Consider the following 24,371-nt stretch of genomic DNA (forward strand, 5'->3'; position numbering starts at 1 on the left):
GGCTCTGGCGGTCAGGCCGCAGTCTGGTGTGGGTGGCGCCTCCGCCACAGCGGCTCAACGGTGTTGAAAGGTTCGAACGTGCAAGGTTCCTGCTTCCAGGTCTCGGAGTTGCGGGGTGACGCCGCCAACACTTCTCCAGGCCGGCCACAGCTGAGTCAGCCTGTAAGGTCGAAAAGAGATCGTTGATCGGGATATTACGTTTTGGCGCTACCAGTCGTCGCCGTCATCGGGCGCCCCAACGTGGGCAAATCCACTCTGGTGAACCGGCTGTGCCGCAGCCGGGAGGCAATCGTCCACGACGAGCCCGGTGTCACGCGTGACCGCACCTACCAGGAAGGGTTCTGGGGCGATCGGACCTTCAAGGTGGTCGACACCGGCGGCCTGGTGTTCGACGACGACAGTGAGTTTCTCCCGGAGATCCGCGAACAGGCCAACCTTGCTTTAGCCGAAGCGGTGGTGGCCGTGGTGATCGTCGATGGCCAGGCGGGGGTCACGGCGGCAGATGAATCGATCGCCGAATGGTTGCGCGGCCAGAACCGGCCGGTGCTGCTGGCGGTGAACAAGTGCGAGTCGCCCGATCAGGGCCTGGCGATGGCCGCCGACTTCTGGGGCCTGGGCCTGGGTGAGCCGTTTCCGATCTCGGCCATCCATGGTGCCGGCACCGGCGATCTGCTCGACAAGGTGATCGAATTCCTGCCTCCCGCTGACGCGGAGGAAACGGAGGAGCCGATCCAGCTGGCGATCATCGGCCGGCCGAATGTGGGCAAATCCAGCCTGCTCAATGCCATCTGCGGTGAGCCCCGGGCGATCGTCAGCCCGATCCGCGGCACCACCCGCGACACGATTGACACCACGATCGAGCGGGAGGGTCGTCTCTGGAAACTGCTCGACACCGCCGGCATCCGCCGCCGCCGCAGTGTCAGCTACGGGCCCGAATACTTCGGCATCACCCGCAGCTTCAAGGCGGTGGAGCGCAGCGACGTCTGTGTGCTGGTGATCGACGCACTCGATGGGGTGACCGAACAGGATCAGCGCGTGGCGGGCCGCATCGAGGAAGACGGCCGCGCCTGCGTGATCGTGGTGAACAAGTGGGATGCGATCGAGAAGGATTCGCACACCATGACCGCGATGGAAAAGGATCTGCGGGCCAAGCTCTACTTCCTCGACTGGGCACCGATGCTGTTCACCTCCGCTCTCAACGGTCAGCGGGTGGAGAGCATCTTCTCGCTGGCCCTGCTGGCGGTCGAGCAGCACCGGCGCCGCGTCACCACCTCGGTGGTGAATGAAGTGCTGCAGGAGGCCGTGAGCTGGCGCTCGCCGCCCACCAGCCGCGGTGGCCGCCAGGGCCGGATCTATTACGGCACCCAGGTGGCGGTGCGGCCACCGAGTTTCACCCTGTTCGTGAACGATCCCAAGCTGTTCGGCGACACCTACCGCCGCTACGTGGAGCGGCAGATCCGGCAGGGTCTGGGCTTCGATGGCTCGCCGATCAAGCTGTTCTGGCGCGGCAAGCAGCAGCGCGACGCCGAGAAGGAACAGGCGCGTCAGCAGGCTCGTTCCGCCACCCCGTGAAGCGGCTCCACTTCCTGCAGCACTGAATGGACTGGCTGAAGCAGCTCCCGATCGGCCAGTACGTCGATGGTGACAGCGGCTGGCTGCGCCGCGTCGATGCGCGCCTCAAGCTCGCCTGGACCCTGGCGTTCCTGATCACACCGATCCTGTCCGGCCCCGTCTGGCGGCTGGCGCTGGTGGGGGCGTTGCTGCTGATCACGGCGCTCTGCGGGCTGCCGTGGCGGCTGTGGCGCCGCAACCTGCCTCTCCTGCTCGCCCTCAGCCTGCTGGTGGGGCTGCTCTCTGCCTTGCTGCCGGCCGGTGGCGCGGGCACTGCTCAGCTCTCGCGCGATCCGGCCGAGCTGCGCCTGGCGCCGGCGCCGCCGGGGGCACCGCCGGTCGAACGCAGCGGTGAGCCCTGGGAGGTGCTGCGCTGGGGGCCCGTGCAGCTGGGGCCGCTGCCGCTGGGCCCACTGGTGATCAACCGCCGCTCGGCGGAACTCGGCCTCAACAGCGCCACCCTGCTGTTCACCCTCATCCACAGCGCCAACCTGCTGCTGCTCACCACGCCGCCGGAAGAACTGGTATGGGCGCTCAGCTGGGGCCTCACCCCCCTGGGCCGGCTGGGGCTGCCGGTGGAGCGGCTCGGCTTCATCCTGCTGCTGGCGTTGCGCTTCCTGCCCCTGGTGCAGGAGGAACTGCAGAACCTTCTGCGCTCGATCGCCACCCGGGCACTCAACCTGCGGCGACTGGGCTGGAAGGGAGTGCTGGGGCTGGGGCTGGCGGTGGCGGAACGGCTGCTGGCCAACGTGTTGCTGCGCGCCGAGCAGGGGGCCGATGCGCTGGTGGCCAGGGGCGGCCGCTGGGTGCCGCCGCAGCAGCTGCGGCTGGGGGTGCCCGTGGCCCGACGTCTGAATCTCATGGCCTGCTTGCTGCTGCTCCTGCTGCTTGGGCTGCGGTGGCAGTACGGTGCGCTGTGATTGGTAGCCGAACAAACCATCAGTGAGCGCTGAGTCGAGTACCGAGCGATATCTCAACCATCCCACCTTCGGGCTCCTTTACTGGGTGGCACCGGCCGGAGAGGGCCGCGATCTGTTCGCCACCCTTTACGCCCAGCGGATGTTCTTCCTGGTCACGGCGCAGCCGCGCGGCGCCCATTTCGAGGTGATTCCGCTGATGGATGCCCGCCACTACGCCGAGCAGAACCTGGCGCGGGCCCGGCGTGACCGCAGCGAAAAACTCGGCCACTGGCGCCAGCTGTTCGACCAGACCTTCATCTGAGATGGGCGCTGACGCTCCAGCGGCCCTGGCGTTGCGGTGGCAGGCCCTGCAGGAGCAGCTGCCGTCCGGTTCCCGCCTGCTGGCGGTGAGCAAGGGGCAGCCGGCCGAGCGCATCCGCGACCTGGCCGCGCTCGGGCAGCGCAGCTTCGGCGAAAGCCGCCTGCAGGAGGCCGAGGCCAAGCAGCTGGAGCTGGCGGATCTTCCCCCCCTGGATTGGCACTTCATCGGTCGCCTGCAGGCCAACAAAGCCCGTGGGGTGCTGCGCCACTTCGGCACCATCCACTCGCTCGACAACCTGCCGCTGGCGCTTCGCCTGCAGCGCATCGCCGCCGAGGAGGGCCTGCAGCCGCGGGTGTTCCTGCAGGTGAAGCTGCTGCCCGATCCAACCAAGGCCGGGTTTGAGCCCGAGGAGCTCGACCAGCTCTGGCCCCAGTTGCAGGCGCTGGCGCCGTTGCAGGTGGTCGGCCTGATGACGATCGCGCCGCTTGGGTTGGATGCAGCCGGTAGCCGTGCCCTGTTCAGCTCCTGCGCCGCGCTGGCGGCCCGGCTGGGGGTGCCGGAGCTGTCGATGGGCATGAGCGGCGACTGGCGCGAGGCGGTAGCGGCCGGCAGCACCTGGGTGCGGCTCGGCTCGGTGTTGTTCGGCCCCCGTGGGGCCTGACCGGGGCCCCACGGGGACTTCGGGGCCGCCCCGGGCCTGCGCAACGCGCTTGCCCCGGCCAATCACGGCGGGGGCCTGAGGCCGCCTTCGCTGGGGGCGGTGGGGGCGTTCGCCACCCGGCGGAAGCATGAATCCAGTGATTTCAAGGGTTGCGACCAGTTGCAACTGGGAGCGTGGGACGCTATTCAGGTACTGACCTCACGAAGGAACCAAAGGTGTCGTTGTTCTCCCGCCTCCGTGCCGTCGTCTCCGGTGACGACTATCTCGATGGCGAGTACGACGAACTTGACTACGACCCCGGTGACGACCAGGCCCAGACCGCCCAGTCGCGCGCCACGCAGGTCGGTAGCAGCAGCGCCCTGGCCCTGTCCTCCCCCTTCGGCTCCGACGACCTCTTCCCCGGCAGCAATGTGATCGGCATGCCGGGCCTGTCGGCAACGGCCGCGGAGGTGACCCTGATGGAGCCCCGCAGCTTCGATGAGATGCCCCGTGCCATCCAGGCCCTGCGTGACCGCAAGACCGTGATCCTCAACCTCACGATGATGGAGCCGGATCAGGCCCAGCGGGCCGTGGATTTCGTGGCAGGCGGCACTTTCGCCATCGACGGCCACCAGGAGCGGGTGGGCGAAAGCATCTTCCTGTTCGCGCCCAGCTGCGTCACGGTCACCACCGCCTCGATGGAGGAGCCCTCCTCTCCCACCATCGTTTCCACCCGCGACACCGGCTCCGATGCCGATGCGGCCCCCAGTCCGGCCTGGGGCCGCTCCGACTTCGCCGTCGGCGGCTGAGCACGTCTCCTGAGCACGTTTCCCGCCACCGCCACCGGTCCATGACCGAGCACGCCGGGGCCTCTGAGCCCCTCCTGTCGGGCCTCGGGATCATTGGCCTGGGGCAGATGGCCCAGGCCTTGCTGCTGCCGCTGCTGGAGCAGGGGGATGTTCGTTCTGCTGCCGTGCGGGCGGTGGTGGCCAGCCCTGCCTCCGCCGAGCGGCTCCAGCAGCAGTTGCAGGTGGCTGTCTCTGCCGCCGCCGATGGGCAGGCGGCTGCGGCCTGGCAGGCGCCGGTGGTGCTGCTGGCCGTCAAGCCGCAACAGCTCGCGGCGGCGGCCACGGCGGCTGCAGATGCGGCGGCGGCAGTTCGAGCGGCACACAGCCGATCAGGGGCGTCCGCCGCGGCATCGGCCACACCCCCAGCTTCTGGTTCAGCAGCCTCCGCCTTCCCAGCAGCGCCCTCAGAGCACGGTGACGCCTTCGCAGCCTCCTCCTCAGAGGACGGCTCCACATCCCAAGGGCACCGCGACGAGTGCCCCCTGCTGATTTCCGTGCTGGCGGGGGTCAGCCTGGCTCGCCTGCAGGCGTCATTTCCCGGCTGGCGCGTGGTGCGGGCGGTGCCGAACACTCCCTGCCTGGTGCGGGCCGGCATCACTGGACTGGCCTGGGGAGAGCAGCTCAGCGATGGGCAACGTCACTGCGTGCGCCAGCTGTTCGGCCGGGTGGGGCAGGTGCTGGAGCTGCCGGAGCCTCAGCTCGATGGGCTGCTGGCGGTGGCCTCCTCCGGGCCGGCCCTGATGGCGGTGGTGATCGAAGCCCTCGCCGATGGCGGCGTGGCCGCCGGCCTGCCGCGGGCGCTGGCTCAGGAGCTGGCGCTCGCCATGACGGGTGGCACCGTGGCGTTGCTGCAGCAGAAGGGCCTGCATCCCGGCCAGCTCAAGGACATGGTGAGCAGCCCGGCCGGCACCACGATCACGGCTCTGCGCCAGCTGGAGCGGGGCTCGGTGCGTTCGGCACTGATCGAGGCGGTGCTGGCGGCCGCTGAACGCAGCCGGGCGCTGGGCTGAAGCGGCGCCCGGTTCTCGGCTCCAGGCTCTCAGCTCCTGCCTCAGGTCGGGGTGTTGGGTTTGTCTGCGCCGATGCGTGGCTCGGTGCCGTCCATGATCCGGGCCAGGTTGCTGCGATGGCGCCACAGCACCAGCACGGTGGTGAGCAGGGCAAGGGCCAGATAGGCGGGCCGCAGCCCGGTGCCGGCGCTCTGGAAGGAGCCCAGCATCAGCAGCGGCAGGCCCACCGCCGCCACCACGCTGGAGAGCGACACGATGCGGGTGAGGGTGAGGGTGACGAGGAACAGCCCGAAGCTGGCCAGCCCCACCGCGGGCACCAGACCGAGCAGCACGCCCAGCCCGGTGGCCACGGCCTTGCCCCCCCGCCAGCCCAGCCACACCGGCCAGATGTGGCCGGCAAGGGCCGCCAGCCCCGCCGCCACCACCCAGGCATCGCCGGCCGCGGAGACGCCGAGTGGCTCCACCACCGCCTTGGCCAGCAGCACGGCGGCCGTTCCCTTCAGCACATCCACCAGGAACACCACCAGCGCCGGGCCCTTGCCCACCTGGCGCAGCACGTTGGTGGCGCCGGTGGAGCCGGAGCCCAGCTGGCGCAGATCGACGCCGGCGCACCATCGCCCCGCCAGCCAGCCGCTGGGGATCGAGCCGAGCAGGTAGCCCGCCAGCAGCACGGACAGGATCAGCAAGGGATTCACAGAAGCTCCTCGTCGATGGCCAGTTCCGCTGGAGTGGCGGCGAAGGCGAGCCAGAGCGGGAACTGCAGCACCGGGACGTCGACCACCTGTTCGGCCGCATCGATCACGATGAACGGCAGCTCGCCGCGCTCCTCGAGCCGGTCGGCGCGCTCGATCAGGGCATCAGGCCGCTCGAACAGCACCACGCCGCTGTTGGGCCCGAAATCTTCACGGCTGAGCCCGAGGCAATCCTGCAGGCCGCGGCGCCATTCCCCCAGCCGCTCCGGCTGGCCGGCCAGCACCAGGGTCTGGAAGCGCTCGCCGTAGAGCTCGCCGAGGATCGCCACCGCCGCCGCCACCGTGAGCGCATTGCGGCTGCGGCTGCCGGCGCTGGCGTGGGCGCCACGCCCGCCCTGATAGAGGAACCACTCCTCCAGCAGAGCCGCGGCAGGGGCTTCCAGGCTGCGGCGCAGTTTCCAGGGATCGGCGTAGAAATCGGGCTGGCCCTGGAAGCGCTCCAGCTGGCTGCGGATCAGGTCTTCGTCCTCGCTGAACAGCCCCGCCGCCGCCGGGGCGGAAGGGGCAGCCGCGGCGGCCACTTCCGCCGGCTGATCCAGTGGCGAGGGCTGCAACACCACCGGCTGCACCACCAGCTCCATCTGCTCGGCCTGGCCGGCCAGATCCTGCAGCGCCACCACCAGGTAGTCCTGGAAGCCCTTCAGGCGCCGGGCGATCGCATCGGCCTGACCATCAAAGCTGCTCACCAGGCTCTTCTGCAGCTGGTTGCGGCGGGTTTCCAGCTCCTGGATCTCCGCCTCCAGTGCCGCGCGCCGCTCCTGCAGCTCCCTGAGGGCGAGCGCCTGCCAGGGCTCGAATGGCTTGGCTACAGGGGCCGGGTCGGCCGCAGGCGAGGGCTCGGCCGCAGGCGGTTCAGGCACGCTCAGGGGCGGCGGGGATTGGTCCGGCGGCACGCTGGGATCGGTCATGGCGAGGTGCTGACGTGCAGCTCCAGTTGTTGGCGCAAGGTGGTGGCATCAAACAACACCGGCAGCAGGTGAATGCTGCGCTGTTCACGGAAATAGAACAGCACCGGCACCGGGTTCCAGAACACGGTCCAGGCGATCCATTCGTCGTAGGGGAAGCGGCGCAACAGCGTGGACTGACGCCACACCAGCAGGGCATCGCCGCTGAACTGCAGGCGCAGCAGCACGGCCTGCAGCAGCAGGAACAGCCCGAACAGCACCACCACGCCGCTGAGCCACAGCGCCCCCGACCACAGCGGCAGCAGGGCCAGGCCAGCCAGCCCGAGCACCACCACCCCCAGCGGCACCCCGTAGCGGGGTGCGAGCACCGTTCCGGCGGCGGGATCGAGCGTGGCGGCGGGGGAGGTCATGGCGGCGGCGGAGAGAGGCGGAGGTTCCATGCTGGGCAGCCGGCGGCCTAAGCGCCAAACAGCAGCTGGGTGAGCAGCACATCCATCAGGCTGACCGTGACCAGAATCATCACCACGGCGCCGGTGGTGCTGGTGCCCACCTCCTTAGGGCCGCCGCGTGTGGTGAGGCCCCAGCCGCAGGCGATCACGGCGATCTGCAGGCCGAACACCACCGCCTTGATCAGCATCGAGGGCAGGTCGCTGGCGGTCATCCAGCTGCGCACGGAATTCCAGAACACGGTGGGCGGGATCGAGAAGAGAAAGGTGCTGCTCACCTGGCCCGACCAGACCCCCACCACGAAGAACACCAGGCACTGCACCGGGGCCATCACCACCATCGCCAGCACCCGCGGCACCACCAGGTACTCCACCGGATCGGTCCGCAGCATGGTGATGGCGTCGATCTGCTCGGTCACCTTCATGGTGCCGATCTGGGCGGCGTAAGAAGTGGCCACCTTCCCGGTGAGCAGGGTGGCGGTGAGCAGCGGTGCGATCTCGCGCGCCAGCCCCACCGAAAGGATGCCTCCCACGGCCACGCTGGCCCCCTGCTTGGTGAGCTCTGCCGCCACCTGGATGTTGAACACGGTTCCTGCAGCTAGCGCCGTGATGAACACGATCAGAAAGCTGCCGGGCCCTGCCTCCAGCAGATGCTCGAACAGGTCGTTGACGTTGATGCGCCCCCTGCCGATCGCCGCCACGGTCTGGCCGCCGATCAGGCAACTGCTGCCGAGGCGGTTGAGCCAGCGCGGTGACTTCATGGCTGGGCCTGAAGCAGGTGGGCGCCACGCTCAGGCCAGCGCCGCATCACGATCAGCCCCAGCACCACCAGCGTGGCGGGGATCAGGCCCATGCACAGGCGGATCGCGATCAGGGCCGTGTCGGGTTGGACGATGCCCCTGGCCGCCACGTAGCCACTCAGGCTCATCAGGTTGCCGAAGAAGAACAACGCCAGGCTGATGCAGATCTTCTGGGTGAACACCATCCAGGCGCTGTAGAGGCCGGCGGGCTTTTCAGGATCGGCGTCGATGGCATCCGGCAGCAGCGCCCAGGGGATCAGGTAGGCGGTGGAGGCGCCCAGACCCACCACCAGGATGGCCACCAGCAGCGCCACCAGCCGCAGCCCGTTCATCCAGGAGCCCACGGGCGAGAGGTCGGGATCGAGGGGGATCAGCAACATGGCGAGCAGGCATCCGCCGATCCAGAGCGCCGTGCCCCGGTGCAGCGCCTGGATGCGACCGTAGCGGTGGGAGAAGCGGTTCCAGATCTGCAGCCCCACGAGAGTGCTGATCTGAAAGGGCAGCAGGATCCAGTTGCTCCAGCTCTCCGGCAGCCGCATCACCACCGGCAGGTAGATGAGGGCGGCGGTCTGCATGATCTGCAGCGCGCACCAGAGCATCAGGTAGAGGCCGAGCACCTTGATGAAGCGACCGTTCTCGCGCACCCGGCGCAGCATGCGGCGGGTGGACCCTTGCTGGCTGTTGGGCCGCTGGCAGTGGCGGGCCGCCGGGGCGATCCCCCAGGCGCAGACCAGGGTGAACACCGCGATGATGCTGCCCGACAGCACGCCCACCTTGAAGTAACTGCCGGGGTCCTGGTGGTTCTGGAGCAGCAGCCCTCCCAGCACGATGCCCACCAGCCCGGCGATGATCGAGCCGGTGAACCGCGCCGTGTTCAGGCGGGTGCGCAGGCCGGTGTCGGTGGTGAGCTCGGCCGCGAGGGCGGAGTAGGGCAGGTTGACGCAGGTGTAAAGGCTGTTGGCCACCACCGAGATGGCCAGGAAGATGCCGAACTTCACCCAGAGGCTTCCGGGCGGAAGCCACCACATCATCGCCATGGCGATCCCGAGCGGAATGGCGCTCCAGAGGATCCAGGGCAGGCGCGGGCCCCAGGGGCTGCGGGTCTTATCGCTGAGCCAGCCCACCACCGGATCGTTGATGGCATCCCAGAGGCGGGCCAGCATCAGCACCAGCCCCGCCATCCAGGCGGGCAGCCCGGCGGCGGCGGTATAGAAGATGAACAGGTAGAAGCCGATCAGCGACGCCGCCATGCCGGTGCCCGCATCGCCGAGGCCATAGGCCACCAACATGCGGCGCTGGAACCCCCTGGGTGCATCGATGGCGTCACTGACGCCGGTGGTGGAGCTCATGGCCGCAGGGTTGGCGGAAGGGACGACCGGATCAGGAACAACGGTCAACGGCCGGTGGCTTCACGCAGGCCATAATGCTTCAGCCGCAAAGGCAGTGGCACCGTGGGCCACACCAGGACGGCAACCGAGTGATACACCTGTATCCCTGCGGGCGTAGTTTAGTGGTAAAACCTCAGCCTTCCAAGCTGATGATGCGGGTTCGATTCCCGCCGCCCGCTTTCTTTTCACCAAGCTTCTTCTCTGTTCGGCAGGCTTCCTGGCTGCTCAGCAGAACGCCGGGCTGTTTTCCCCTTCGTCCGCCATGCCCGGCGATGGGGAAAGGGACGGCGCGGGCGGAGGCAGGGCGGCCAGGGGCGGCGCGGAATTGTTGTCTTTGAAGGTGGCGGCGATGGTGGCGAAGCGATCGGCTACCTGGCGGAAGGCTTCCACGATCACAGGATCGAATTTTCGGCCGACCTGGCTTTCGATGAAGCGGGTGGCTTCCTCATGGGAGAAGGCCTCCTTGTAGAAGCGTTTGGAGATGAGGGCGTCATACACATCGGCCACGGCCATCAGACGGGCGGACAGGGGGATGGCTTCTCCTTGCAGCCCCTCGGGATAGCCGCTGCCGTCCCAGTTCTCATGGTGGTAGTGGGCGATCTCGCGGGCATAGCGCAGAAAGCTGCTGGGGACATCCAGCAGACCTTCTGCTTGCGCAATGATGTGGGAACCCAGCTCCGAATGCTTCTTCATCACCGTGAATTCTTCAGGGGTGAGCTTGCCTGGCTTCAGCAGGATGTGATCAGGAATGCCCACTTTGCCGATGTCATGAAGCGGTGTGGATTTATAGAGCAACTCGATCATCTCTTTGTTTAGCTGGCTGGCGTATGGGGAGTGCCGGTGTAAGTGCTCAGCCAGAATCTTCATGTAGTTCTGGGTGCGGCGCAGGTGCATTCCGGTTTCGCTGTCGCGGGTTTCCGCCAGTGATGCCATCGCCAGGATCGTGACGTCCTGAACCTTCTGGACCTCGCGGGTCTGGCGCTCCACTTCCTCGCGCAGGTAACGGTTGTGATCAGAGAGGAGGTCGCTGGCGCGCTTCAGGGCCACATGGGTGGACACTCTGGCCAGCACGATGTCGGGGGAGAAGGGCTTGGTGATATAATCCACGCAGCCATCAAGAAAGCCTCGCTTCTGATCAACTTCCTGGTTCAGCGCTGTGAGGAAGATCACAGGAATGTCCTGAGTGGCGGGATCAGCCTTGAGCCGTAGGCATACCTCATGGCCATCAAGATCCGGCATCATGATGTCCAACAGAATCAGATCCGGCTGGGGCGTCTGCAGGGCCAACTCCAAGGCAAGTCCGCCACTGGTGGCCAGGCGCACTTTGTACAGCCCACGCAGCAGGCCGTTCATCACCTGCAGGTTTTCCGGCGTGTCATCCACCACCAGCACGGTGGGCTTGCTTTGCCCAAGGCTGTCGGCGAGATGGGTCATGGATCAGGCCTGCAGCAAGGGAGGAACGCGTTGTTGCACGGCCCTGCGCGCCGCCGAGAAATCAAAGCGCATCAGCTCCGCGGCCATGCGCTCAAAGCCCGCCGATCCCAGGGTCGTGATCAGGGCCTCGCGGTGCTGGCTGATGAATTCCAGGGCTTCCCCATCAAAGGCGGCCAGCAGAGCATCGAGCTGCCCCAGCAGGTGCTGCTGCTCCAGGCTCAGCACTGCTGTTGCCGGCCCTTCCTGTGAGGGGGCGGTGCCCTCTGCCGGCTCCATCGCGAAGGCCGCGCGGATGCACGCCATGGTGAGCTGCAGCTGAACCTCAAAGGTCTGCCTGGTGTGGCTGTGGCAGAGCTGCTGGTTGAGTTCGAGCTCCAGCCGCGTGGCGGCCTCCGCCAGGGAGGTGGCCCCCAGATTGGCGGACGCCCCTCTGAGGGAGTGCACGATCAGTGCCGCCTCCTTCAGATTGTTGCTGTTAAGGGCGGCCTCCAGCCGCTGGGCCGCATCCGCCTGGCTGTGCACCAGGCTCTGCAGCAGCTGACAGTAAAGAGCGCGGTTGCCAGCCACCCGCTTGAGCGCTCCGGGCAGATCAAAGCCTTCCAAGGCCAGTCGATTCAGCTGCGGACCTCCCTGTTCCGCACCATTCAGCTCCGAGCTATCCAGTCCCGGATTCTGCGGCCGTGATTCTTCATCGGCTGGCGCGGGCTGGGGGACGGCCGGCTGGGCAGAGGCTGGAGCTGGTTCACCTGGGCCCTGACAGTGGCGGCCGCTCCAGTGGTGCAGCCGTTCGTAGAGGTGGTCCGGATCGATCGGTTTGGTGATGAGGTCCTGCATGCCGATGCGCATGCAACGGTCGCGCTCCTGCCGCATGGCGTGGGCGGTCATGGCGAGCACGGGTAGCTGCTGCCAGCGGGCATCGGCACGGAGGCGACGGGTGCATTCCCAGCCATCCATTTCGGGCATGTTCAGATCCATCAGCACCAGGTCGCAGGGGGGAAACGGCTGCTGCTCCAGCCAGGCCAGAGCCTCCACACCATTGCTGGCGCCGCTCACCTCCACACCGGCCATGGTGAGCAACTCAGAAACGATCTGCTGATTGATCGGGTGATCCTCCACCACCAGTACCTTCAGGCCTTGCAGACCCCACGCCAACTCCTGGCCCTGTGTGGAGGCTGACGCCGCCGCCGCCGATCCCGCGCTGTCGCCGCCATCGAACATGGCAGTGAGATGGTCCATCAGCTCAGAGGAGCGGACCGGCTTGCACAGGATTCCATCCAGCAGCCCCGGAGGGGTGAGCTGGCAGGCGTCTTCGCCGCCGTAGGCCGTGATCAGCAAGATCCTCGGCTGCTGGATCCCCGGGTTGGCGCGGATGTCTGCGGCCACCTGCAGGCCATCCAGCTGATCGCCGAGTTGCCAATCCAGCAGGACCAGGCCATAGGGCTGCTGGTGGGCGTTGGCTTCGTGCACCATGGCCAGGGCTTCGGCGCCGCTGCCAGTGGCATCACAGCGCAGGGGGAGTGGGTGCAGCAGTTGCGTGATCACCTCACGGGCCAAGGGGTTGTCATCCACCACCAGCACGCGCATCTGGCCCAGGGCCTCCGGCAACGCCTGCGGAGTGGCGCAAGCACCGAGACGAAAACGGCAGCGGGCAGTGAAACAGGACCCCTCACCAGGCACGCTGTTCACCGCGATGGAGCCGTCCATCAGCTCCAGCAACCGCTGGCAGATGCTCAGGCCCAGGCCGGTGCCGCCGTACCGGCGCGTGGTGGACAGCTCTGCCTGGGTGAAGGGCTGGAACAGGTTGCCCATCTGGGCTTCGGTCATGCCGATGCCGGTGTCCTGCACGCGGAACACCAGCTCCACCTCCAGCTGCTGAGGTTGCTGTTCGCCGACGCTCACCTGCAGCTGGATCTGGCCCTGCTCAGTGAACTTGGCGGCATTGGAGAGCAGGTTGAGCAGCACCTGGTTGAGGCGCAGCGGATCGCCGTTGAGGCAGGTGGGTACGTCGTCGTCGACGCGGAAGAGGAGTTCGACGCCCTTGGCGAAGATCATGTCGGCGATCAGGGTGGCCACATCGGAGAGCACCGCATCGAGCTGAAAATCGACGGCCTCAAGCGTGACTTTGCCGGCCTCGATCTTGGAGAAATCAAGGATGTCGTTGATGATCCCCAGTAACCCCTGGCCTGCGTTGCTGATTTTCTGCAGGTAGTCGCGCTGGTGCGGGTTGAGCCCCGTTCGCAGCGCCAGATGCGACAAGCCGATGATCGCGTTCATGGGTGTGCGCAACTCATGGCTCATGCGCGAGAGGAACTCGCTCTTAGCCCTGTTCGCCTCCTCCGCCTCCTGGCGCGCCTGCTCCAGCTGGATTTTCTGGGCGCGCAGGCGGGTGATGTCTTCCCCGGAGCCCAGAAGAGCGATCGGTTGGCCCTCAGCGCCATCAAGCAGGCTCAGGTGCCAACGCATCAAGCGGGTGCCGCGTTGGTTGGTGCAGACGCGGTACTCCAACGCTCCCTCTGGGGGAAGCCTGGAGGCGGCCGCCTCGTTGAGCCAGCGGCGCAGCAAGGGCTGATCCGCGGGATCCACCACATCGGTGAGCCAGTTGAGGCCGCTCCAGGAATCGGAGGCGATGCCGATCAGCGCACAGCCGTTGCTGTTGAGCAGGGTGACGCGGCCCTCGAAATCAAGCGCCAGCAGGGTGGTCTGCGCCGTCTGGATGTAAGCGTGCAGTTGCTCCTTGGTGTTGCGCAGGTTGCTGGTGCGCTCCTTGATGCGCAGGGCCAGCGCATTGATGGTGCTGGCCAGGGAGGCGATCTCATCGTGGCCTCTCACCACCACCGGGGTGAGGCTGGCTTCATCGGCAGGATCGAACCCCTGAATCGCCTGGTGCAGCTTCTGGATCGGACCTGCAAGGCGCCGGCCGAGCGCCACGCCGGCCATCGTCACCAGGATGGCGGTGGTCGCCAGCAACATGAGCAACTGCTGGGTGAGCAACTGGCTGTCGAGCCGTGGTTCTGCCTCGGGGATGGTGACGAGCACCGCCACATCGCTCTGCGGGATCTGCCGCCAGGCACCGAGCTTCAATGTGCCGCTGCCGGTGCGCAGGTAGCCGGCCCCGCCGTTGCCCAGTTGGCGCTCCGAAAACGTCAGACCACCGCTCAAAGAAGGTTGGTAGCTCAGAGCCTCGGAGTCCTTGGTGGCCTGCCCCATCGGCACGGAGAGGAACTGCCACCCGTCGCCCCGGCGTTGTTCGATCACCAGATCCGCCTCAGCGCCGTGACTCAGTCGCTCATAACGCCTGTTGATCACCTCGCGGAAGGAGGCGGCCTCCAACCGCCCCACCAGCAGCAGATTCTGATTGGCGTGGTCCTTGAGCGGCACGGCCATCCAGGTGGCTGGTTCCTCCGTGCAGGGATCCTGCTTGAGGGGCAGCACCGTCAGGTGGCTCCAGGTTCCCATTCCTTCCACCAGCTTGTTGAGGCCGCAGTTACGCAGGAGCGGACCCGCCAGCGACTTGCCGATCAGGGCGAGATTCACCGCTGCGCCGATGACCCGGCCTGAGCCGCGATCGATCAGCAGCAGTTCTTCAAAACTGAGCCGGGAAGCCTGCTGTGCCAAAATCCGCTGGGGCGGGACGGGCTGCCGATGGAGTTCCATAGCCAACGCATCAAGCTCGAGGCCCTTGCTGGTGAGTATGGCCTGCAACTGCTCCACCTTGCCGTTGGCCATCTGCTCGGTGGCATCCAGGTGGTGGCTGAGGATGCGCTCCCGGTAGGCGCTGAGCGCCACCACCTGGGAGAACAGCATCGGGGTGAGACCCACACCAAGCAGCAGCACGGTGAGCCGGCTGGAGAGCGTGAGGGTGCCAAACCGCTCACGCCAGGTCTGGACGGTGCGGACCGGCCGTGTCATTTCAGAGCGAGATCAATCGGCTCCGTGCTCACCCTCGGCAGGGGCACGCGGCCACGGATCAAACCCAGCTGCTTCTGCACGGCGAGCACGAAGGCCAGGTTGCGTTCGAGCTTGCCGCCGGGCAACAGCATGGGCCGCTGCTCCGAGAGTGAGAGATAGAGAAGGCCTTTTTCCCATTCGCGAAACACCTCAACTCTCACACCCTGTCGCTTGGCCATGATTTCCTGCGCTTCGGGATCGCGATCCGCCAGATCGTGGGCCTGCTGCCACGCCCGCACTAGGCGCCCTAGCACTTTCACGTTGGTGCGGTAGTACTGCGGATCCACCACAAGCACATCAAAAATTTCACCGGGAATCTCTGCACTTGTGAAGGCCGTGACGGCCTCGCCGCCGTCCAGGACCGCATCACTGAAGGGAGGGTAGAAGGCCGCCCCGTCGATCTGCCCGCTGACGAGACGGCGCCCCATGTCGGCCAGGGGCACAGCCACGATGCGTACATCGGCGAGGCTCATGCCATGACGGGCCAGGGCCCGGCTCAATACAAATGGGCCGAGGGTGCTGGGGGTGACGGCCACGCGCTTGCCCCGCAGGGCCGCGATCGTGCCGAGCGAGCGGCGCACGGCCACTTTGTCGCCACCACGGGATTCATCAAGGATCAGCACCACCACCGGGCAGCGTTTTGGCTGGCGGCTGCAGATGTCCACGGCTTCCACCGTGGTGAGCTGGGCGATCGGGAAACGGCCCTCTTCAAAGGCCTTGACAATCTCAGGCGGATCGGGAAAGCCCAGGGTGTCGATCAGAAGCCCCGCCTTCTGATCCAGCTGCTTTTCGTGGGCGAGGTGGAAGTACTGAAAGCCAGCCCAACTGGCAATTGGAATGGTGACGCGATCCGCTGCCTGGCAGCCGGTCACGCCGATGGCAAGGGCTGCAAGTGCCGAGAGCACTCGACGCAGGAACACGATTTGAGTCACTTATAGACTTAAACCTATTCGGACCCTGCTTGAAAAGCTGTTCATCCATCGTGAAAAGAGTGAGCTGAGGCAGAGGCCAGCCCAGCGCCCATAGGCTCAATCGCAGTGTGCGCTTCCCCGATGGCTCCCGACTCCTTCCAGTACGAGCCACTCGAGCGCTTCGGCGAGGGGCTTACCACCCGCCGGCCCTGGAACACGGCGGCCCTGGCCGGGGTGGAACTGCTCAATGGCCGCGTGGCCATGCTCGGCTTCGCGGCGGCCCTGATCGGTGAGGCGATCACCGGCCTGGGGCCCGCCGGCCAGTTGCTGGCGCTGCTGCGCTGGTATCTGCGCTGAGGCGCGTCAGCCGTCCTGGCGCACCCGCTTCACGGCCAGGCCCGCCTCGGTGGCGGTGACCCCAGCCAGCAGCACCAGACCCAGCAGCCCCACCAGCTGGTTCTGAGCTTCTGCAGCCGCCTCGGCGTCCTGCGCCAGTACGGCCCCGGCCACGAACCAGGCGGTGGCCAGCGCCGAGGTGATCCAGTAGGCCTTCCAGCGGCGCTGGTAGAGGTAGCCGGCGCCCAGCCCCGGCACCACGTTCAGCACCACCGCCACCCAGCCGGCGGAGGCGGCCAGGATCTGCTCACGGGTGGGGGCCATGGGAGGGGAAGTGAATGAACCCACTCTGGCGCTTGTGGAGGGGAGTGGGGATCTAGAGGTGATGGGAGTGGTGCAGTCGTGCGGGGTTCGGCGAACGGGGTTCCGCCACTTTCAGCCAGAAGGATCTCCTGGTGATGCGCAAGCCCTGCTTTGCGACTTCGCTTTGGATCCTGCTGCTGTGATTGCCAGCTCTAAGGGAAAATGCCTGGTGATCCGTTGCGTTGACTGAATAGGTTGGCTGGATTGGTGATGCTGGCCAGGGCTTTCGAAGAGCAGTGCAGAAAGCGCCTCACTGGACCTGGGGCTCCTATTCATGGCAATAGCTACTCGCACGACTAACTCGACGGCTTTCCTTTCTTCGGCTTTGGCTCAGGTATCACCTTCCACCAGACCGATACGCCTACTTTGCGGCGCTCCAGCATGAAGCCAGGGCGAGGGCTATGGCTGGTGCTCCAGCTGGAAACAGTGCTGCGAGATAGGCCGAGCAGGTGAGCCAGTTCATCGCTGGTGATCCAGGCTCCCAGCTTGGCCGCTTCAGCTAAGCCACGGGCGACCGCCAGGGGATTCGACCTGGGCGTCGGCTGTATGGCTGCCACCAAGGCGGCTAGGGCCAGGATGCTTTCGCTGCTAGCTGTTGCTGGCGGCAACGTTAGGGCTTTACGCTGATCATTGGTGCCTTTTGATGCCATCACTGACAGGGCCTCAATGCTCACACTGGTGGTAGCTTCTGGCTGTACTGAGGCCATGAAATTGGAGAGGGTGCAGCCCTTCCTCTGTAAGTGCTGGTGCAGCTGATCGCCCAGGCGGATGAGATCACCGGGCCACACCGTACGTGTGCTCGATTCCCTGATCAGATCGACCCCCAAGGCGGAAGCACGGGATTTGACGGCCTTTCGGCTAATCCCCCAGCGGCTGCAGCAGTCGTCGAGAGGGAGATCAACACTGGCTTCGCTTGTCACTGATGGCACTAGCTGACATTATTGATAACTCCATCATGCCGGTCCGCGGGAGGTTCGCCATCGACCGGGGATCTATCAGGCGCTTGCTGCAAAGGACGAGCAGCCAGCTGGACGTCACTGCATGGATTCGATCAGCAAGTAGGAGCAATCATCCAACCAAGTGGCACTAGCACAGGCAGAAGAGGAAGGCACTCTATGCGGAGCAGACAACTGCCTGATTGACGAGAACGGGCATGAGGCGCCATCGCACAGGCTTGATCTGCGCAGCCATTGATTGGCACTGCAGCGATCAAGCTGACCTCGGCTAGCCGAAATGAATTGAACCCGTCAACGAAGATGCGGATTCCTTCCCGTTCAGCGGGGGACGGGACAGCCCTTGGGCCCTAACTCTTCGGCAAGATGCTGCTTGGCTGATTCCATGGCGGCACTGGGGATATCGGATCTTTGCGTGAAAATCTCGGTTAACCAATCAGTGGCGTCGTTGCGGGAGAGCAAACCGATATCCAACAGCGCACATACCGTGATACCGCTTCCGACAAGAAAGCCATACCAGTAACTTTGCTTGTCCCGAATGTCGGCGCGAACATGAAGTGGCAGCAACATGCTCGATGTCGCGACTAAGCTGATCGTTACTCGCTTTAGGTTTCTGGTCAGGTTGGCTGAGTCCAAGGCGACCCAAATCATCTGCTCTTTGGCTGCCAGAGTAGGCGGCTGGATTCTGCAGTTGCCACTTGCCCCGCCAGCGACCAGGCTGTACCACTGAGGCGCCAAGATTTAGCTCTTGTCTGTCGGATGTAGCGCCTCACACCACGCCTGCCATCCTTCTGTGGGTTGCAGCACAAAGGCGCAACTGCCCATCCTTTCACCGATCAGATGGCAGCGCCGGCAGCGGGCGTTCCAGCCGGTTGGGGATGCCCTTCACGCCACCGGGCAGGGTTTTGCGGGAACGGGGGCCGCTCCAGGAGGCGAGGTAGATCCGCGCCTCGTCGCCCAGTTGGCGCAGGTCGGAGAAGTTGGCATTGATCACCTGGGCCCCCGAGCCTTCGCCCGTCTCCAGGTTCAGGGCCCATTGGCCGTCGGTGGGGGTGGCGCTGGCCGGCTGGCCGAAGAAGAAGCGGGTGCCCTCCACCTTTGCGCCGTCGAGATTGGCGCCGCACAGATTGGTGCCGGCCAGATTCGCCTCGCTCAGATCGCAGTTGCTCAGGTTGGTGCCGCGCAGGTCGGCGCCGTTGAAATCAATGCCGCGCAGGTCGGTGTCGGAGAGGTCCACGCCCCGCAGCACCTGGTGCAGGTTGATCACCGGCACTCCCGCGAGCCGGTCTTCCTCGTAGTTGCCTTCGCCATCGAGGATGGCCCGCCCGAGGCGGTGGTCGCGCCGCAGGGGCGTGAGCAGGCGGGCGTGGGAGAGGAAGCGCAGGATGCGGGCCTTGCCCTGGCTTTCGATGCTGCCAAGCACCGCCGCCAGCCGCCCCTCCGCCAGCATCCGCTCCAACGGCCAGTCCTCCAGCAGTCCGTCTTCATCGCTGATCAGCTCGGAGATGCCCTGGATGAAGCTGTCGATCGTCTGCCCCTGGGTGATCCGGTTCTGCTGGGTGGTGAGCCGTTGATCCACCTGGAACTGGCGCCAGGCGATCACCAGGGCCACGAACGCCACCAGGATCTGCCCGAAGGCGCCGATCACCCCCTCCCCGATGGCGCCGATCGCCTCCCAGTCACCGCTGCGGTAGACCCGCACCAACGGATCCCACCAGCCGAACAGCACCGACAGCACCACCAGCGCCAGCACCAGCGTCAGCAGCGCCACGGTCTGAACCGTGGCCTCGTCGTCGAGGCGGGCGCGCAGCTGGCTCCATAGAGGAGGCGCCAATCGCACCAGCGCCAACACCAGGCTCACCAGCGCCGCCGCCAGGGCCAGCCAGGAGAAGCCCAGCACCAGGGCCAGCAGGGTGATCCCCGCGGCGATCAGCAGCTGCAACGCCGGCAGATCTCTCACGCCCGCCCAGAAGGCATGGCTGTGGAAGGGCATCGCTGGGCGTTCATCAGCCGGCGGGGTCATCGGATCAGGCCGACTGGAAGTAGAAGCCGGCCGCCAGGATCAGGTAGGCCGCCAGCAGCAGCACGCCTTCCAGCCAGTCGGAGCGACCATCGATGGTTACCAGGTTGCTCACCACCACCGCCGTGATCACCGCCACCAACTCGTAGACATCAAAGCTCAGAGGCAGGGGGTGGCCCAGCAGGGGGCCGATCAGCACCAGCGCCGGCACTACCAGCAGTGCCACCAGCAGGGTGGACCCCAGCGCCACCGACACTGACAGATCCATCTTGTTCTTGCGGGCCATCGAAACGGCCGTGAGGTATTCGGCCGTGCCCCCCAGCAGCGGCAGCAGCACCACCCCCGTGAACAGGGCGGAGAGGCCGAAGCCTTCGGTGACGGTTTCGATCACGCCCACGAACAGCTCCGACTCGTAGGCCAGGGCGACGGTGGCCGCCACCAGCACCGTCAGCCACACCCACGGATTCGGGGCATGGGGCTGGTCTTCGCCCAGATCCGCCTCCGCCACCTCATAGAGGCCACGGTGCGTTCGCAGCGAGAACAGCAGGGTGAGGGCGTACACGCCCAGCAGCACCCAGGCCACGAAGGCCCCGAACGGTTCGGTGCTCTCCGCCTCCTGGCCGCCCGAGAGCACCGCCAGGCTTGGAATCAGGATCGCCAGCACCGCCAGGGTCATGGCGGAGCCGTTCACCCGGGCCACCACCGGCTTGAACTCCTGCTCCTGCCGTCCGATGCCCCCCACCAACATCGAGAGGCCAAGCGCCAGCAGCAGGTTGGCCATCACCGTGCCGGTGATGCTGGCCTTGACGATGTCCACCAGGCCGGCCTTGAGCGCCACCAGGGCGATGATCAGCTCGGTGGCGTTGCCGAACACGGCATTGAGCAGGGCCCCGATCGAGGGGCCGAACACCAGCGAGAGCTCTTCGGTGGCGGTGCTCAGCCAGATAGCCAGGGGCAGAATCGCCACCGCCGAGGTGACGAACACCGCCAAGTCACCCCAGTGCAGTGCTTCCGCCGCGATCGAGACCGGCACCATCGCCAGCAACCCGATCGAGGCAACCCGGCGGATGGTCATGGGGACAGCGCTCAAGCGGGCAGACAGAAGTTAGGTGGAGGTTGGTGCTGCCGCGCTCCAGGCCTGGGTGCGCTCACCCAGGCACTTCGCAGCGATGCGCTTCCCGCCTGCGCCGGTTCAGGCCATGGCCACCAGGGGGCGAGCCTCCTGGCGGCGTTCCCCTGAGGCGGCAGCCGCCTTGCGCAATTGCTCGCAGAGCCGATCCGGATCGGCGATGGCTTGGATGCCCCGGCCGGCGGTGGCGAGCAGCTGGGGGTTGGCGCAGAGGTTTTCGAGCATCTCGGCCAGGAAGATGTCCGGGTTCTGCACCAGCCCCGCCGCGATGCGCCCGCAGTGGCCGCCAATGCTCCAGCGGATCACACCTGCCGGATCGGTGACCAGCACCGCCGGGCGGTGCGCCAGCCGCTCCTTGATGCGCTCGGGATCACGGCTGAAGAATAAGGCCTCCGCCTCCTGCGACGTGCAGCGGATCAAGGCGGCGGCTTCCGCCAGCGGCTGGAAGCGCCGCAGCACCTCCGCCGTGGGCCCCGCTTCAGGGGGCAGACCCCAGTGCTCCGCCTGCCAGTTCACATCCAGCGCCACCAGCACGCTGCTGGGTGCCGTGCGGTTGAGCACCATGCGCAGCACCTGGTGCTGGCTGGCGCCGAGCAGGGCGTCGCTGGTGATCAGCAGCCAGAACGATTCGTTGATCTCCGGCAGCATCGCTTCGGTGAGGCCGGCCGGCGTGTGGCCGCCCGGGCCGGGAGCGTCCTGGTTGCTGGTGTCTTCGTTGCCGGAGTCTTCGTGGCGGGCCTGTGGGGTGTGAGCGTCTGCGGTGGGGGTCTCCTCTGCGTCATGGAGCGCCTGGGAGAAGGCCACCACTTCGGTGTGGGCGTGAGGACGTTGGGGTGTGGTGAGGGTCATGGCTGGGTGTGGGTGAAGGGAGGGGAATGTGTTCGTGGCGTTGGCGGCTGGTTGTGCGCCGCGGTCAGTCGTTCTTGCTGGCGAAGCGATGGAAGCGATCAGCCAGGTCGTGAAAGAAGGCATCGCTTTGCTGCAGCAGCGCGTCCCAGTTCTCCTGGCTGCTCTGCTGCAGTTGCTCCAGCTGGGCCGTGGCCTGGTTGCGGGCGTTGCTGAGATCGTCGAGGCGTTGCCGGGTGGTGCTGCGCACGGAGTCGGCCAGGCCGCTCATGCCCTCCTGCAGCTGCTCGATCTGCGCCGACCAGGCCTCGATCTGCACGCGTTTCTTGTTCAGAACCGCTTCCTTGAGTTGAGCATTGGCCCGGTCCTGATCGTTGCGGCTGTCGTTGCTCATCGGTGCATCGTTCAGCTGTGCGTTGTTCATCGGTGCGTTGGTGGTCGTCATGGTGCGTGTCTCCGTGATGGCAACATCGAACGCGCTGCTCCGCTGGCTGCACCGGAAGTGCCGCGGTTCGGCGGAATCGGAGGGGAGATCCTTTCCGCCGTTCAGTGACACCGGCCCCTGTGGGGCTCGGCGCTTGAGGGTCGCAACAGGGCGGGGCCGTTGGTTCAGATGCTCAGGCGATGGTTGTCAGACCATTCGGCGAGCACTGAACGGATGAAAGGGAACGAAGCCTTTGAAACGGCGGAAGCGCTTGGCGCGCTCGTTAGCTTCAACCTATTCGTTGTGGCTGAGACGTCAACATCTCGCTGCTGCGTTGCAGCGCCCGTTTGGCATCGTGGTGCTGTTCAGCCGCACCCCACGCCTGCGCGCCCCGCCGATGCCCCTTCCCGGCCAACCGATCCTGCTGCTCGGCGGCTTTCTGATCAGCGCCGAGGCCTATGCGCCGATGGTGGCGCGGCTGCAGCAGCTGAGCGGTCAGCCCGTGCAGCTGGTGGCGGTGGGCAAGCCCGAATGGCTGCTGACCGTGTTCGCCTTCGCCTGGGCGCGCATCCTCGATCGGGTCGCCGCCGCCGCTGCGGACCTGGCGCAGCAATCCCCCACCGGCAGGATCACCCTGATCGGCCACAGCTCCGGCGGCATCATGCTGCGGCTCTTCCTCGATCACGCCCCCTTCCAGGGCCGCTCCTACGACGGCAAGGCCCTTGCCGACACGCTCGTGATGCTGGGCAGTCCCCACACCGCCCTCAAGGCCACGGTGCTGCGTGAGCTGGTGCAGCAGCGCCTGCCCGGTTCGCCCTTCGCCGATCGGGTGCAGTACGTGTCGGTGGCGGGAGATCTGGATCTGGCCACCGCCAGCCCGCTGGCCCAGCGCCTGGCCCCCACCGCTTACCGCAACAGCACCGGTGATGCCGCCGATCGCGGCGACGGTCTGGTGCCGGTGGCCTCCGCCCTGCTGGCCGGCTCCACCCCGCTGGTGCTGGCGGGAGTGGCCCATGGCGGTGCCTTCGGGCCGTGCTGGTACGGCAGCCCGGAGGCGGTGGAGCGCTGGTGGGAGCTGGCTCAGCCCGCCGCCTCCAGCAGCTCCGCCAGCGGCACGAAGCTGTAGCCGCGCCGGCGCAGCGCCGGAACGATCCAGCGCAGGCTGGCCTGGGTGCGCGGGCTCAGCTCCGGTGTGTCGTGCAGCACCAGGATGCCGCCGGGGTGGGCGTTGAGCCGCACGAAGGCCTGCACGAACCACAGCGGTGGCTGATAGGTGTCCCAGGGAAAGATCGAGCCCAGCACCAGCCGGTAGCCCCGCTCCGCCAGCCAGCCCAGCATCGCCGCGTGGAACCAACCCCGCCCCGGGCGGCACCAGCGCCAGCGCAGCGTCTGCGGCGCCGCAGCCCGCTCCACCCCCGCTTCGGTGTCACCCAGCTGGCCCAGGAACGCCGCCTGATCGAGCCCGGCGGAGCGCACATCGCGCCAGAGGTGGTTGCCGATGGCATGCCCCTGCTCCAGGGCCCGACGGGGAAAGTGCGGGTCGTTGGGCAGATGGGAGCCGATCAGGAAAAAGGTGGCCGGCACCTCCAGCTCCCGCAGCAGCTCCAGCAGCGCCTGTGAGCCGGCGCCACTGGGCCCGTCATCGATCGTGAGCGCCAGCCGCCGCTGCCGGCCCGCGCCACAGAACACCACCGCCGGGTTGAGCGGCGCCAGCAGCGTGCGGATCACCAGCGACGGCAGCAGCACGATCAGGGCCAGCGTGATCATGGCCAGCGCAATGAGAGCCAGGATCAACAGCCGCTCAACCAAACCCGGTTCTGCCCGAGCGCCGCTGACGTGGCCTGCCGGGCAGGGTCACCGGCCACAGCCACCAGCGGCCCTGGTCGCCGCCGGCCGCCAGCCGCCTGCCGTCGGCGCTCCAGGCCAGGCACTGGGCGGTGCCGGGCAGCTCGAGGCTGTCGGGGCGCCACTGGCGCAGCGCCCCATCCCAGAGCCGCACCCGGCGGCCGGCAGCCATTGCCAGCAGCAGCCCTCTGGGCTGCCAGGCCGCCGCATCCAGCCAGCCGGCGCCGAGCGGTTGCGGCGCGAAGGCGATCGGCCGCACCCCGGAGCCGCCCAGTTCCCACAGCAACAGCTCGCCGGCCTGGCCCACCGCCATCAGGAACTGCCCGTCGGCGCTGAAGCCGATCGCATCGAGGCTGGTGTCGCTCAGGCCCTGCAGCAGCTCTTCGCAGCCGGCGCGGAAATCAAGCAGCAGCAGTTCGCCGCCGGCCGTGGCGATCGCCAGAAACTCGCCATCCGCCGACCAGCTCAGCGCCGTGATCGCCTGCTGCAGCTCCCCGCAGAGCCGCTCCCGCAACAGGGGCTGCGTTGAGGTCATGGCGCG

The 24,371-nt window shown here is 66.8% G+C and carries 25 protein-coding genes and 1 tRNA gene; 9 read left to right on the forward strand and 17 right to left on the reverse strand.

The window, feature by feature from the left end; translation table 11 throughout:
* Positions 1 to 201: 201 nt before the first annotated feature.
* From der to KQ303_RS08200, 6 genes are all read left to right on the forward strand, one after another.
* Positions 202 to 1,572, forward strand: coding sequence for a ribosome biogenesis GTPase Der (gene der / locus KQ303_RS08175; protein ID WP_259729906.1), 1,371 nt, complete (start codon positions 202 to 204; stop codon positions 1,570 to 1,572).
* A 26-nt stretch (positions 1,573 to 1,598) separates the two neighbouring features.
* A complete protein-coding gene (locus KQ303_RS08180; protein ID WP_259729907.1) occupies positions 1,599 to 2,531 on the forward strand; it encodes an energy-coupling factor transporter transmembrane protein EcfT in 933 nt (310 codons plus the stop codon).
* A gap of 22 nt (positions 2,532 to 2,553) precedes the next feature.
* Entirely contained in the window at positions 2,554 to 2,832 is a 279-nt protein-coding gene (locus KQ303_RS08185; RefSeq protein ID WP_094510037.1) for a PipX family protein, read from the forward strand.
* Position 2,833: 1 nt separating this feature from the next.
* The gene (locus KQ303_RS08190) at positions 2,834 to 3,493 is read left to right on the forward strand and encodes a YggS family pyridoxal phosphate-dependent enzyme (RefSeq protein WP_259729908.1); all 660 of its coding nucleotides are present in this window, start codon (positions 2,834 to 2,836) and stop codon (positions 3,491 to 3,493) included.
* Positions 3,494 to 3,708: 215 nt separating this feature from the next.
* Positions 3,709 to 4,281, forward strand: coding sequence for a cell division protein SepF (locus KQ303_RS08195; RefSeq protein ID WP_259729909.1), 573 nt, complete (start codon positions 3,709 to 3,711; stop codon positions 4,279 to 4,281).
* A 41-nt stretch (positions 4,282 to 4,322) separates the two neighbouring features.
* The gene (locus KQ303_RS08200; RefSeq protein ID WP_259729910.1) at positions 4,323 to 5,330 is read left to right on the forward strand and encodes a pyrroline-5-carboxylate reductase; all 1,008 of its coding nucleotides are present in this window, start codon (positions 4,323 to 4,325) and stop codon (positions 5,328 to 5,330) included.
* A 41-nt stretch (positions 5,331 to 5,371) separates the two neighbouring features.
* Here the strand turns inward: KQ303_RS08200 and plsY are convergent, their stop codons facing one another.
* From plsY to KQ303_RS08225, 5 genes are read right to left on the reverse strand one after another with little or no spacing between them, the layout of a single operon-like run.
* Positions 5,372 to 6,025, reverse strand: a complete 654-nt coding sequence (gene plsY, locus KQ303_RS08205) for a glycerol-3-phosphate 1-O-acyltransferase PlsY (RefSeq protein WP_255140542.1) — start codon at positions 6,023 to 6,025, stop codon at positions 5,372 to 5,374.
* A complete protein-coding gene (locus KQ303_RS08210; protein WP_259729911.1) occupies positions 6,022 to 6,990 on the reverse strand; it encodes a DUF3086 domain-containing protein in 969 nt (322 codons plus the stop codon). Before KQ303_RS08210 ends, plsY begins: the two co-directional genes overlap by 4 nt.
* A complete protein-coding gene (locus KQ303_RS08215) occupies positions 6,987 to 7,427 on the reverse strand; it encodes a DUF3119 family protein (RefSeq protein WP_259729912.1) in 441 nt (146 codons plus the stop codon). Before KQ303_RS08215 ends, KQ303_RS08210 begins: the two co-directional genes overlap by 4 nt.
* Before the next feature lie 17 nt (positions 7,428 to 7,444).
* The gene (locus tag KQ303_RS08220) at positions 7,445 to 8,194 is read right to left on the reverse strand and encodes an ABC transporter permease (protein ID WP_259729913.1); all 750 of its coding nucleotides are present in this window, start codon (positions 8,192 to 8,194) and stop codon (positions 7,445 to 7,447) included.
* Positions 8,191 to 9,582 (reverse strand): MFS transporter, encoded by a 1,392-nt coding sequence (locus KQ303_RS08225; RefSeq protein ID WP_259729914.1) that lies wholly within the window; start codon positions 9,580 to 9,582, stop codon positions 8,191 to 8,193. The genes KQ303_RS08220 and KQ303_RS08225 overlap by 4 nt, the downstream gene beginning before the upstream one ends.
* 147 nt (positions 9,583 to 9,729) lie before the next feature.
* Between KQ303_RS08225 and KQ303_RS08230 the strand changes: the two genes are divergently transcribed.
* Positions 9,730 to 9,800: transfer RNA gene (locus KQ303_RS08230), tRNA-Gly, on the forward strand.
* Between the two features lie 46 nt (positions 9,801 to 9,846).
* Here KQ303_RS08230 and KQ303_RS08235 read toward each other — a convergent pair.
* From KQ303_RS08235 to KQ303_RS08245, 3 genes are read right to left on the reverse strand one after another with little or no spacing between them, the layout of a single operon-like run.
* Complete coding sequence (locus KQ303_RS08235) at positions 9,847 to 11,055, reverse strand: two-component system response regulator (RefSeq protein ID WP_259729915.1); 1,209 nt, start codon at positions 11,053 to 11,055, stop codon at positions 9,847 to 9,849.
* A 3-nt stretch (positions 11,056 to 11,058) separates the two neighbouring features.
* On the reverse strand, positions 11,059 to 14,964 hold the full coding sequence (locus tag KQ303_RS08240; RefSeq protein WP_259729916.1) for a response regulator: 3,906 nt from the start codon (positions 14,962 to 14,964) through the stop codon (positions 11,059 to 11,061).
* A complete protein-coding gene (locus KQ303_RS08245; protein ID WP_259729917.1) occupies positions 14,961 to 15,923 on the reverse strand; it encodes an ABC transporter substrate-binding protein in 963 nt (320 codons plus the stop codon). The genes KQ303_RS08240 and KQ303_RS08245 overlap by 4 nt, the downstream gene beginning before the upstream one ends.
* A 132-nt stretch (positions 15,924 to 16,055) precedes the next feature.
* Here KQ303_RS08245 and KQ303_RS08250 point away from each other — a divergent pair, with 132 nt between their 5' ends.
* Positions 16,056 to 16,271: a chlorophyll a/b-binding protein gene (locus tag KQ303_RS08250; RefSeq protein ID WP_094510060.1), complete on the forward strand. Its 216-nt coding sequence runs from the start codon at positions 16,056 to 16,058 to the stop codon at positions 16,269 to 16,271.
* A gap of 6 nt (positions 16,272 to 16,277) precedes the next feature.
* On the opposite strand, the gene KQ303_RS08255 is transcribed toward KQ303_RS08250, so the two are convergent.
* The 7 genes from KQ303_RS08255 to KQ303_RS08285 form a co-directional block, all read right to left on the reverse strand.
* Positions 16,278 to 16,574 carry a hypothetical protein gene (locus KQ303_RS08255; RefSeq protein ID WP_255099979.1) on the reverse strand — a complete coding sequence of 99 codons (297 nt, stop codon included), beginning with the start codon at positions 16,572 to 16,574 and terminating at the stop codon, positions 16,278 to 16,280.
* Between the two features lie 335 nt (positions 16,575 to 16,909).
* Complete coding sequence (locus KQ303_RS08260) at positions 16,910 to 17,440, reverse strand: hypothetical protein (RefSeq protein ID WP_259729918.1); 531 nt, start codon at positions 17,438 to 17,440, stop codon at positions 16,910 to 16,912.
* A gap of 447 nt (positions 17,441 to 17,887) precedes the next feature.
* The gene (locus tag KQ303_RS08265; protein WP_259729919.1) at positions 17,888 to 18,202 is read right to left on the reverse strand and encodes a hypothetical protein; all 315 of its coding nucleotides are present in this window, start codon (positions 18,200 to 18,202) and stop codon (positions 17,888 to 17,890) included.
* A 193-nt stretch (positions 18,203 to 18,395) separates the two neighbouring features.
* Positions 18,396 to 19,589: a pentapeptide repeat-containing protein gene (locus KQ303_RS08270; RefSeq protein WP_255140534.1), complete on the reverse strand. Its 1,194-nt coding sequence runs from the start codon at positions 19,587 to 19,589 to the stop codon at positions 18,396 to 18,398.
* 4 nt (positions 19,590 to 19,593) lie between these two features.
* The gene (gene cax, locus KQ303_RS08275; protein WP_259729920.1) at positions 19,594 to 20,661 is read right to left on the reverse strand and encodes a calcium/proton exchanger; all 1,068 of its coding nucleotides are present in this window, start codon (positions 20,659 to 20,661) and stop codon (positions 19,594 to 19,596) included.
* A 117-nt stretch (positions 20,662 to 20,778) separates the two neighbouring features.
* Positions 20,779 to 21,564, reverse strand: coding sequence for a fructokinase (locus KQ303_RS08280; protein WP_259729921.1), 786 nt, complete (start codon positions 21,562 to 21,564; stop codon positions 20,779 to 20,781).
* A 64-nt stretch (positions 21,565 to 21,628) separates the two neighbouring features.
* Positions 21,629 to 22,006 (reverse strand): hypothetical protein, encoded by a 378-nt coding sequence (locus KQ303_RS08285; RefSeq protein WP_259729922.1) that lies wholly within the window; start codon positions 22,004 to 22,006, stop codon positions 21,629 to 21,631.
* A 376-nt stretch (positions 22,007 to 22,382) separates the two neighbouring features.
* Between KQ303_RS08285 and KQ303_RS08290 the strand changes: the two genes are divergently transcribed.
* Positions 22,383 to 23,111, forward strand: a complete 729-nt coding sequence (locus tag KQ303_RS08290) for a triacylglycerol lipase (protein ID WP_259729976.1) — start codon at positions 22,383 to 22,385, stop codon at positions 23,109 to 23,111.
* Here KQ303_RS08290 and KQ303_RS08295 read toward each other — a convergent pair.
* Both KQ303_RS08295 and KQ303_RS08300 read right to left on the reverse strand, forming a co-directional pair.
* Positions 23,066 to 23,779, reverse strand: a complete 714-nt coding sequence (locus KQ303_RS08295) for a polysaccharide deacetylase family protein (protein ID WP_259729923.1) — start codon at positions 23,777 to 23,779, stop codon at positions 23,066 to 23,068. The two genes, KQ303_RS08290 and KQ303_RS08295, sit on opposite strands and share 46 nt — an antisense overlap.
* A gap of 7 nt (positions 23,780 to 23,786) precedes the next feature.
* On the reverse strand, positions 23,787 to 24,365 hold the full coding sequence (locus KQ303_RS08300) for a WD40 repeat domain-containing protein (protein WP_259729924.1): 579 nt from the start codon (positions 24,363 to 24,365) through the stop codon (positions 23,787 to 23,789).
* Positions 24,366 to 24,371 lie beyond the last annotated feature (6 nt).

This window comes from Synechococcus sp. CS-1333 (genome assembly GCF_025128015.1).
Classification (GTDB): Bacteria; Cyanobacteriota; Cyanobacteriia; order PCC-6307; family Cyanobiaceae; genus MW101C3.